This window comes from Calothrix sp. CBUCES-K 9914, from assembly GCF_059640475.1.
The window spans coordinates 1-617 of the sequence record NZ_JBXXZH010000565.1 but is presented as its reverse complement, the minus strand read 5'-3'; the positions used below and the strand labels follow the sequence as shown (position 1 = coordinate 617).

The window sequence follows — 617 nt, the reverse complement described above, 5'->3', positions numbered from 1 at the left end:
GTAACAAGGTAGCCGTACCGGAAGGTGTGGCTGGATCACCTCCTTTTTAGGGAGACCTACCCATTTTAGATTGTTGATTTGAGATTTTGGATTGAAAGATTCAGAATTTGAAGTTAGATAGTTAAGTCTAAAATAGTGTCATTCCTAGGTCGGTTGTAAATGCAATTGTGGCTATCAAACTGTATATTAGGTTCGATTATGGGCTATTAGCTCAGGTGGTTAGAGCGCACCCCTGATAAGGGTGAGGTCCCTGGTTCGAGTCCAGGATGGCCCACCTGAAACAAGTAAAAAGAGCAAAGTAAAAAGTAAAAAGAAGAAATTATATTTATCTTTTGGTTTTTAGATTTTGACTTTTAACTTGAAGTATGGGGGTTTAGCTCAGTTGGTAGAGCGCCTGCTTTGCAAGCAGGATGTCAGCGGTTCGAGTCCGCTAACCTCCACATTAATGAAGCATTTATTTGAAATAGTTAGAATAAATGTTGGTAGAAGAGAATTGGAAAATTCAGCAACTTCCGTTATTAAGATAACGCAGCCTGCTGGATGTATATCCAGTAAAGAACCTTGAAAACTGCATAGTGACGCAAATTGTAGGCAGTAACTGTCTTAATTACTGAAGT

General features: G+C 39.2%; 2 tRNA genes. Both read left to right on the top strand.

Annotated elements, in window-relative coordinates:
• The first annotated feature begins 200 nt into the window (after positions 1 to 200).
• A tRNA-Ile gene (locus AC2JBO_RS45120) sits at positions 201 to 274 on the top strand.
• Between the two features lie 93 nt (positions 275 to 367).
• A tRNA-Ala gene (locus AC2JBO_RS45115) sits at positions 368 to 440 on the top strand.
• Positions 441 to 617: the final 177 nt, after the last annotated feature.